Source organism: Aestuariivirga sp., from assembly GCF_037139295.1.
In the GTDB taxonomy this organism is placed as follows: domain Bacteria; phylum Pseudomonadota; class Alphaproteobacteria; order Rhizobiales; family Aestuariivirgaceae; genus Aestuariivirga.
Genome location: NZ_JBAXGR010000044.1, coordinates 22779 through 30153, shown reverse-complemented (window position 1 = coordinate 30153; position 7375 = coordinate 22779). Strand labels below are relative to the sequence as shown.

Genomic DNA, 7375 nt, shown 5'->3' with positions numbered 1-7375 from the left:
TCGCCATCCGTGAAGGCGGTCGTACCGTCGGCGCCGGCGTCGTCGCCAAGATCACTGACTAAGGGCGGAAAAAGAAATGCAACGTCAGAACATCCGTATCCGCCTCAAGGCCTTCGATCATCGCATACTCGATACGTCGACACGCGAGATCGTGAACACGGCGAAGCGGACCGGTGCGCAGGTGAGGGGCCCCGTGCCCCTTCCGACCCGGATCGAGCGTTTCACCGTGAACCGTTCGCCCCACGGGGACAAGAAGAGCCGGGAGCAGTTCGAAATTCGGACCCACCGCCGGCTGCTCGATATCGTCGATCCGACCCCGCAGACTGTCGATGCTTTGATGAAGCTCGATCTGGCCGCCGGTGTCGATGTTGAAATCAAGCTCTAACTCTTAGAGCTTTGAAGGAGTGAAGCGATGCGTTCTGGTCTCATCGCACAGAAGCTGGGCATGACCCGCGTCTACACGGAAGAGGGAGTTGTTGTTCCCGTGACCGTGTTGAAGGTCGATAACTGTCAGGTCGTCGCACAGAAGACGAGCGACAAGGATGGTTATACTGCTCTGCAGCTTGGTGCTGGCATCCCGAAGATCAAGCGGCTTACGAAGGCCGTACGTGGCCACTTTGCCGTGGCCAAGGTAGAGCCGAAGCGTAAGCTGAAGGAATTCCGTGTGTCTCCGGACAACGTGATCCCGGTTGGTGCTGAAATCACTGTCGAGCATTTCGTTCCCGGCCAGTTCGTGGACGTGACCGCGACCTCGATGGGTAAGGGTTTCGCCGGTGGTATGAAGCGTTGGAACTTCCGCGGTCTGCGCGCCACGCACGGCGTGTCGGTCAGCCACCGTTCCATCGGTTCCACCGGTAACCGCCAGGACCCGGGCAAGGTCTTCAAGAACAAGAAGATGCCTGGTCACCTCGGCGCCGAGACCACCACGACGCAGAACATCGTCGTCGTGAAGACGGATCTCGACCGTGGCCTGATCCTGGTCAAGGGTTCGGTTCCGGGTGTCAAGGGTGCGTGGGTTTCCGTGCGCGATGCCGTGAAGCGCAAGCTTCCCGACAGCGCTCCGAAGCCGGGCGCGTTCAAGCTTCCCGAAGCCGCCGCGGCTCCGGCAGCAGAGTAAGGGTTGACGGACATGAAAGCCGATATTCACACCATCGAGGCCCAGACGGCCGGCAGCATCGAGCTCGCCGACCACATCTTCGGTCTTGAGCCCCGCGCCGACCTGATCCATCGCGTGATCCAGTGGCAGATGAACAAGCGCCAGCAGGGTACGCACCAGGCGAAGTCGCGTGGCGAGATTTCCCGTACGACGAAGAAGCTTGGCCCGCAGAAGGGTTCGGGCGGTGCTCGTCACGGTTCGCGCAAGGCCGGCATCTTCGTCGGTGGCGGCAAGGCCTTCGGTCCCCGTTCGCGGAGCCATGAGACGTCGCTGAACAAGAAGATCCGCGCCCTCGGCCTGCGCCACGCCATCTCGGCGAAGGCAAAGGACCAGTCGCTGGTGATCCTTGACCAGGCCGCGTCCGACGGCAAGACCAAGACGCTGGTCAACGCCTTCGAGAAGCTCGGCCTCGTGAACGCGCTGATCATCGACGGCGCCGCGGTGAACGACAGCTTCGCCAAGGCTGCCCGCAGTATCCCGAACATCGATGTGCTGCCGATCCAGGGCATCAACGTCTACGACATCCTGCGCCGCAAGAAGTTGGTTCTGACCAAGGCGGCCGTCGAAGCGCTGGAGGCGCGGTTCAAGTGAGCAAAGAGCACTTCTACGACATCATCAAGAGCCCGGCGATCACCGAAAAGGCGACGCTTGTCTCCGACAACAACACGGTCGTCTTCAACGTGGCGCGCGACGCCACGAAGCCTGCCATCAAGAAGGCCGTTGAAGGTCTGTTTGGTGTGAAGGTGAAGTCGGTCAACACGCTGGTGCGCAAGGGCAAGCAGCGTCGCTTCAAGGGCCAGCTGGCCATGTTGAGCGACGTGAAGAAGGCCTATGTGACCCTCGAAGAGGGCCAGCGCCTCGACGTCACGACTGGCCTCTGAGTGGTGAGATAAGAAAATGGCACTCAAGACTTTCAATCCCACCAGCGCCGGACGCCGCCACCTTGTTCAGGTGGATCGCAGCCAGCTGTGGAAGGGCAAGCCCGTTAAGTCGCTTGTCGAAGGCATCGCGAAGAACGGTGGCCGTGGCAACACGGGTCGCATCACGACGCGCGGCCAGGGCGGCGGACACAAGAAGTCCTACCGCATGGTCGACTTCCGCCGCATGAAGCACGACATCGCCGCGGTGGTGGAGCGTCTGGAATACGATCCGAACCGCACCGCCTTCATCGCGCTGATCAAGTATGCCGATGGCGAGCTCTCTTACATCCTCGCGCCGCAGCGCCTGGCCGTTGGCGACTCGGTGATCTCGGGCATGTCGGTCGACGTGAAGCCTGGCAATGCTATGCCGCTCGGCTCCATGCCGGTGGGCACCATTGTCCACAACATTGAAACCAAGCCGGGCAAGGGCGGTACACTTGCTCGCTCGGCTGGCACCTATGCCATGGTCGCGGGTCGTGACCAGGGCTATGTGCTCCTGAAGCTGAAGTCGGGTGAAACCCGCATGGTCGACGCCACCTGCATGGCGAGCGTCGGTGCGGTGTCGAACCCCGACCACATGAACGAAGTGATCGGCAAGGCCGGTCGCAATCGCTGGAAGGGCCAGCGTCCGATTTCGCGCGGTATTGCGCGGAACCCGGTCGATCACCCGAACGGCGGCCGCACCAACGGTGGTAAGCACTGGGCAACACCCTGGGGCAAGCCGACGAAGGGCACCAAGACCCGCTCTAACAAGCGGACCCAGAAGTTCATCGTGCGGTCGCGCCATGACCGCAAGAAGTCGTAGTAAGAGGTAGACCGTGACACGCTCTGTATGGAAAGGCCCGTTTATTGACGGGTACCTCCTCAAGAAGGCGGACGCCGCTCGCGGCACCGGTGGACGCGCCCAGGCCATCAAGACCTGGTCTCGCCGTTCGACCATTCTGCCGCAGTTCGTGGGCCTGACGTTCCAGGTTCACAACGGCAACAAGTTCATTCCTGTCCTCGTGTCGGAGGAAATGGTTGGTCACAAGCTCGGCGAGTTCTCGCCGACCCGTACCTTCCATGGCCACACCGCCGGCGACAAGAAAGCCGGAGGCAAGTAAGCCATGAGCAAGAAAGCACGCCCGCGCGGCCTGCCGGACAACGAGGCGAAGGCCGTAACCCGGTCGATCCGAATCTCGCCGCGCAAGCTCAATGACGTGGCCTCGGAGATCCGCGGCATGAAGGTTGACAAGGCTCTCGCCTATCTCACCTTCTCGCGCCGTCGCATCGCCAAGGACATCAAGAAGACGCTTGAGTCCGCGATCGCCAATGCCGAGAACAACCATGATCTCGACATCAACAATCTGATGGTCGCCCAGGCTTGGGTTGGCAAGAACCTGGTCATGAAGCGCTGGATGCCCAACGCTCGCGGTCGTGTTGGCCACATCCAGAAGTTCTTCAGCGAACTGACGATCATCGTCCGCGAAGTGCGCGAAGAAAGCAAGGAGGCAGCCTGATGGGTCAGAAAGTCAATCCGATCGGCCTGCGCCTCGGTATCAACCGCACCTGGGATTCCCGCTGGTTCGCCAATTCACGCGAGTACGGCAAGCTTCTCCATGAGGACGTCGCGATCCGCGAGTACCTCAAGAAGGAACTGAAGCAGGCTGGTGTCTCTAAGGTCCTGATCGAGCGCCCGCACAAGAAGTGCCGCGTGACGATTTACTCGGCTCGTCCGGGCGTTGTCATCGGCAAGAAGGGCGCGGACATCGAAAAGCTGCGCCGCAAGGTGCAGGACATGACCGGTTCTGAAGTTCACCTCAACATCGTTGAAGTGCGCAAGCCGGAAGTCGACGCAACCCTGGTGGCCGAGAACATTGCCCAGCAGCTCGAACGCCGCGTGGCTTTCCGCCGTGCGATGAAGCGCGCCGTGCAGTCCGCCCAGCGCATGGGTGCCGAGGGCATCAAGATCACATGTTCGGGCCGTCTCGGCGGTGCCGAAATCGCCCGTACCGAATGGTACCGTGAGGGCCGCGTGCCGCTGCATACGCTGCGCGCCGACGTGGACTATGGCACGGCGACCGCTTTCACGACCTACGGCACCAATGGTGTGAAGGTCTGGATCTTCAAGGGTGAAATCCTTGAGCATGATCCGATGGCGCAGGACAAGCGCATGAACGAACCGGCCGATGCGGGCCAGTCCCGTGGCCGCCGCGACCGCGACGCGGCTTGAGGATTGAGAGTTAGCAAAAATGCTGCAACCTAAGCGTACCAAGTTCCGCAAGGCCTTCAAGGGCCGCATCCATGGCAAGTCGACCAGCTGCAACACGCTGGACTTCGGCGCCTTCGGCCTCAAAGCCGTTGAGCCCGATCGTCTTACCGCTCGTCAGATCGAGGCCGCCCGCCGCGCGCTTGCGCGTGGCATGAAGCGCGCCGGCCGCATCTGGATCCGCGTGTTCCCGGACGTTCCGGTTTCCAAGAAGCCGGCCGAAGTCCGCATGGGCTCCGGCAAGGGTTCGACGGAATACTGGGCGGCCCGCGTGAAGCCCGGTCGTGTGCTGTTCGAGATCGACGGCGTTCCGCGCGAAGTCGCGGAAGAGTCGCTGTCGCTCGCGGCCGCCAAGCTCCCCATCAAGACGCGCTTTGTTGCGCGCCTTGGCGAATAAGAAGGGTGAACGCCATGAAGGCTAACGACATCCGCGTCATGACCAAGGACCAGGTCCAGGACGAAATCCTGAAGCTCAAGAAGGAGCAGTTCAACCTGCGCTTCCAGAGGGCGACGGGCCAGGTCGAGAACACCGCGCGCATCCGCCAGATCCGCCGCGACATAGCCCGTCTCAAGACGGTGCAGTCGCAGCAGTCCGCCGCGAAGTAGGAGAGAGATAAATGCCGAAGCGCATCCTGCAGGGCGTCGTGGTGAGCGACAAGAACGACAAGACCATCGTGGTTCTGGTCGAGCGCCGCCTGCGTCACCCGGTTCTGAAGAAGACGGTCCGTCTTTCGAAGAAGTACCACGCGCACGACGAAAAGAACGAAGCCAAGGCCGGCGACATCGTCCGCATCGAGGAAACCCGTCCGCTCTCTAAGCAGAAGCGCTGGGCCCTCGTCGAGAAGGTCGCCGCGGGTCAGGCTTAAAGAGAACAGGGGCCTTCGGGTTCCATGAGTGAACGGGTGATCAGATGATCCAGCAAGAAACAAATCTCGATGTGGCGGATAATTCCGGCGCCCGCCGGGTCCAGTGCATCAAGGTGCTGGGCGGCTCCAAGCGCAGGTATGCCTCCGTTGGCGACATCATCGTGGTGTCGATCAAGGAAGCGATCCCGCGCGGTCGCGTGAAGAAGGGTACCGTGATGAAGGCCATCGTGGTGCGCACCGCCAAGGACATCCGCCGCCCGGATGGCTCGGTGATCCGCTTCGACCGCAATGCTGCGGTGCTCATCAATGCGCAGGGCGAACCGGTCGGAACCCGTATTTTCGGACCCGTGCCGCGTGAACTGCGCGCCAAGAACCAGATGAAAATCATTTCGCTTGCACCGGAGGTGCTTTGATGTCGGCGAAGCTTAAAATCCGGAAGGGCGACAAGGTTGTCGTTATCACCGGAAAGGACAAGGGAAAGCAGGGCGAAGTCATTCGCACCATCCCGTCCGAAAACCGCGCTGTGGTGCGCGGCATCAATGTGGCCAAGCGCCACCAGAAGCAGACTGCAGCCCAGGAAGGCGGCATCATCTCCAAGGAGCTTCCGATTCAGGTTTCGAACCTGGCTCTGATCGATCCGAAGGATGGAAAGCCGACCCGCGTGGGTTACAAGACCCTCGGTGACGGCAAGAAGGTGCGCGTCGCCAAGCGCTCGGGAGAAGTGATCGATGGCTAAGGAAGAGGCAAAGAAGGCAGCGGCGAAGAAGCCCGCAGCCGAAGGCAAGGCTGAGCCGAAGACGGCAAAGGCCGAAAAGGCCGCGCCGGTCGCCAAGGCTGCTCCGGGTTCGGAGTCCGCTCCTGCCGATTACGTGCCGCGTCTGCGCAAGCACTACGACGAGGTCGTGCGTCCGGCTCTCATCAAGCAGTTTGGCTACGACAACGCCATGCAGGTTCCGAAGATCACCAAGATCGTTCTGAACATGGGTGTTGGCGAAGCCACGGCGGACTCGAAACTGGTGAACGTTGCCGCGTCCGAACTTGAGAAGATCGCCGGCCAGAAGCCCGTGATCACCAAGTCCCGCAAGGCCATCGCGCAGTTCAAGATCCGCGAGAACCTTGCGATCGGCACCAAGGTGACGCTTCGCAAGGTGCGGATGTACGAGTTCCTCGACAGGCTCATCAACATCGCACTGCCGCGCGTTCGCGACTTCCGCGGCCTTACCGACCGTTCTTTTGATGGCAATGGCAACTATGCCTTCGGCATCAAGGAACACATCATTTTCCCGGAAATCGACTACGACAAGATCGATCGTGTCTGGGGCATGGACATCATCATCTGCACCACGGCGAAGAATGACGCCGAGGCCCGCGCGCTGATCGATGCCTTCAACTTCCCGTTCCGCAAGCCGGCCCGTAAGGCCGCTTAAAACAGTTCAAGCTGAGGTAAAGCCCATATGGCTAAGACGAGCTCGGTAGAGAAGAACAACCGCCGCCGCAAGTTGGTGAAACAGTACGCCAACAAGCGTGCGAAGCTTAAGGCGATCGTCCAGAGCAAGGACGTGACCATGGAAGAGCGCTTCACGGCGCAGCTGAAGCTTGCCGAGCTTCCGCGCAATTCCGCCAAGAACCGGATCCGTAATCGCTGTGAGATTACGGGCCGACCGCGTGCCTATTATCGTAAAGTCAAGATGTCGCGTCTGGCGCTTCGCGAGATGTCCAACCTGGGTCTGATCCCGGGCATGGTCAAGTCGAGCTGGTAACAGATACGGACTTCAGGAGAGAAGAATGAGTGTGAATGATCCGATCGGCGATATGCTGACTCGTATCCGCAACGCGCAGGAGCGCGGCAAGTCGAAGGTTTCGACGCCGCATTCCAGGCTGCGCGAGAACGTGCTGAACGTTCTGCAGGGCGAGGGCTTCATCCGCGGTTTTGCCGTGGTGCAGCTTGGCAATAACAAGGCCGAAATCGAGGTTGAGCTGAAGTACTTCGACGGCGCTCCGGTTATCCGCGAGCTGCAGCGGGTATCCAAGCCTGGCCGCCGCGTCTATGTTTCGGTTGGCTCGCTGCCGACTGTTTACAATGGACTTGGCATTTCGATCCTCTCGACGCCCAAGGGTGTGATGTCGGATGCCGACGCACGCACCCACAATGTGGGCGGCGAAGTTCTCTGCACCGTGTTCTGAG

Annotated in this window: 16 protein-coding genes; all 16 read left to right on the top strand. The window is 60.9% G+C overall.

Features of this window, described 5'->3' with window-relative positions; all coding sequences use genetic code 11:
* The first annotated feature begins 76 nt into the window (after positions 1 to 76).
* From rpsJ to rpsH, 16 genes are read left to right on the top strand one after another with little or no spacing between them, the layout of a single operon-like run.
* On the top strand, positions 77 to 385 hold the full coding sequence (gene rpsJ / locus WCJ41_RS12470) for a 30S ribosomal protein S10 (RefSeq protein ID WP_336906151.1): 309 nt from the start codon (positions 77 to 79) through the stop codon (positions 383 to 385).
* A 27-nt stretch (positions 386 to 412) separates the two neighbouring features.
* Positions 413 to 1117: a 50S ribosomal protein L3 gene (gene rplC, locus WCJ41_RS12465; protein WP_336906150.1), complete on the top strand. Its 705-nt coding sequence runs from the start codon at positions 413 to 415 to the stop codon at positions 1115 to 1117.
* A 12-nt stretch (positions 1118 to 1129) separates the two neighbouring features.
* Positions 1130 to 1747, top strand: coding sequence for a 50S ribosomal protein L4 (rplD, locus tag WCJ41_RS12460; RefSeq protein ID WP_336906149.1), 618 nt, complete (start codon positions 1130 to 1132; stop codon positions 1745 to 1747).
* Positions 1744 to 2037 carry a 50S ribosomal protein L23 gene (locus WCJ41_RS12455; RefSeq protein ID WP_336906148.1) on the top strand — a complete coding sequence of 98 codons (294 nt, stop codon included), beginning with the start codon at positions 1744 to 1746 and terminating at the stop codon, positions 2035 to 2037. The genes rplD and WCJ41_RS12455 overlap by 4 nt, the downstream gene beginning before the upstream one ends.
* Before the next feature lie 16 nt (positions 2038 to 2053).
* On the top strand, positions 2054 to 2881 hold the full coding sequence (gene rplB, locus WCJ41_RS12450; RefSeq protein WP_336906147.1) for a 50S ribosomal protein L2: 828 nt from the start codon (positions 2054 to 2056) through the stop codon (positions 2879 to 2881).
* Positions 2882 to 2894: 13 nt separating this feature from the next.
* The gene (rpsS, locus tag WCJ41_RS12445) at positions 2895 to 3179 is read left to right on the top strand and encodes a 30S ribosomal protein S19 (RefSeq protein WP_336906146.1); all 285 of its coding nucleotides are present in this window, start codon (positions 2895 to 2897) and stop codon (positions 3177 to 3179) included.
* Between the two features lie 3 nt (positions 3180 to 3182).
* On the top strand, positions 3183 to 3575 hold the full coding sequence (rplV, locus tag WCJ41_RS12440) for a 50S ribosomal protein L22 (protein ID WP_336906145.1): 393 nt from the start codon (positions 3183 to 3185) through the stop codon (positions 3573 to 3575).
* Positions 3575 to 4288, top strand: a complete 714-nt coding sequence (gene rpsC / locus WCJ41_RS12435) for a 30S ribosomal protein S3 (protein WP_336906144.1) — start codon at positions 3575 to 3577, stop codon at positions 4286 to 4288. Before rplV ends, rpsC begins: the two co-directional genes overlap by 1 nt.
* 19 nt (positions 4289 to 4307) lie before the next feature.
* The gene (rplP, locus tag WCJ41_RS12430) at positions 4308 to 4721 is read left to right on the top strand and encodes a 50S ribosomal protein L16 (RefSeq protein ID WP_111198648.1); all 414 of its coding nucleotides are present in this window, start codon (positions 4308 to 4310) and stop codon (positions 4719 to 4721) included.
* A 14-nt stretch (positions 4722 to 4735) separates the two neighbouring features.
* Positions 4736 to 4930, top strand: a complete 195-nt coding sequence (gene rpmC / locus WCJ41_RS12425; RefSeq protein WP_336906143.1) for a 50S ribosomal protein L29 — start codon at positions 4736 to 4738, stop codon at positions 4928 to 4930.
* A gap of 11 nt (positions 4931 to 4941) precedes the next feature.
* Positions 4942 to 5190, top strand: a complete 249-nt coding sequence (rpsQ, locus tag WCJ41_RS12420) for a 30S ribosomal protein S17 (RefSeq protein ID WP_111198647.1) — start codon at positions 4942 to 4944, stop codon at positions 5188 to 5190.
* Between the two features lie 44 nt (positions 5191 to 5234).
* Positions 5235 to 5603 carry a 50S ribosomal protein L14 gene (gene rplN / locus WCJ41_RS12415; RefSeq protein ID WP_336906142.1) on the top strand — a complete coding sequence of 123 codons (369 nt, stop codon included), beginning with the start codon at positions 5235 to 5237 and terminating at the stop codon, positions 5601 to 5603.
* Complete coding sequence (gene rplX / locus WCJ41_RS12410; RefSeq protein WP_336906141.1) at positions 5603 to 5926, top strand: 50S ribosomal protein L24; 324 nt, start codon at positions 5603 to 5605, stop codon at positions 5924 to 5926. Before rplN ends, rplX begins: the two co-directional genes overlap by 1 nt.
* Positions 5919 to 6617, top strand: a complete 699-nt coding sequence (gene rplE, locus WCJ41_RS12405; RefSeq protein ID WP_336906140.1) for a 50S ribosomal protein L5 — start codon at positions 5919 to 5921, stop codon at positions 6615 to 6617. The genes rplX and rplE overlap by 8 nt, the downstream gene beginning before the upstream one ends.
* 27 nt (positions 6618 to 6644) lie before the next feature.
* Complete coding sequence (gene rpsN, locus WCJ41_RS12400; RefSeq protein WP_336906139.1) at positions 6645 to 6950, top strand: 30S ribosomal protein S14; 306 nt, start codon at positions 6645 to 6647, stop codon at positions 6948 to 6950.
* 25 nt (positions 6951 to 6975) lie between these two features.
* Positions 6976 to 7374: a 30S ribosomal protein S8 gene (gene rpsH, locus WCJ41_RS12395; protein ID WP_336906138.1), complete on the top strand. Its 399-nt coding sequence runs from the start codon at positions 6976 to 6978 to the stop codon at positions 7372 to 7374.
* Position 7375: the final 1 nt, after the last annotated feature.